This is a genomic window from Polaromonas sp. P1_G2, assembly GCF_056405515.1.
In genome coordinates this window covers 1-427 of record NZ_JBFUBY010001302.1, presented here as the reverse complement: position 1 = coordinate 427, position 427 = coordinate 1, and the positions used below count along the sequence as shown (strand labels likewise).

The following is a 427-nucleotide window of genomic DNA, read 5'->3' as shown; positions in this document are numbered from 1 at the left end:
ATGTGGCGCTTGGTCTGTCGCCTTCCTTGAAGCTCGGCACCAATGACAAGGCGCGGATTTCGAACGCGCTTGCCGATGTCGGCCTGGCCGGCTTCGAAAAGCGCATGCCGCAGCAATTGTCGGGCGGCGAGCGGCAGCGTGTCGCCTTTGCCCGCGCTCTGGTGCGCAAACGACCCTTCCTGCTGCTCGACGAGGCCTTTGCCAGTCTCGACGAAACATTGCGGATCGGCATGGGCGAGCTGCTCGTCCGGTTGCAGCGGGACAATCAAATGATGGTGCTGATGATTTCGCATGACGCCCAGGAAATTTCCCGGCTCGCCGACCGCGTCGTGGAAATTCGCAATGGCCGCAATGTGTTCGCCGGCGATGTTGCAGTCTGGCAGCAATCCGCAGAATTCGCGGTTTAACGCCCTGCAAGCCTCAAATT

The 427-nt window shown here is 60.4% G+C and carries 1 protein-coding gene; it reads left to right on the top strand.

What is annotated here, in order from left to right; all coding sequences use genetic code 11:
- Positions 1-407: ATP-binding cassette domain-containing protein (locus AC1D0P_RS30245; RefSeq protein WP_477680106.1), on the top strand; the 407-nt coding region annotated here is incomplete at its 5' end.
- Between the last annotated feature and the right edge of the window lie 20 nt (positions 408-427).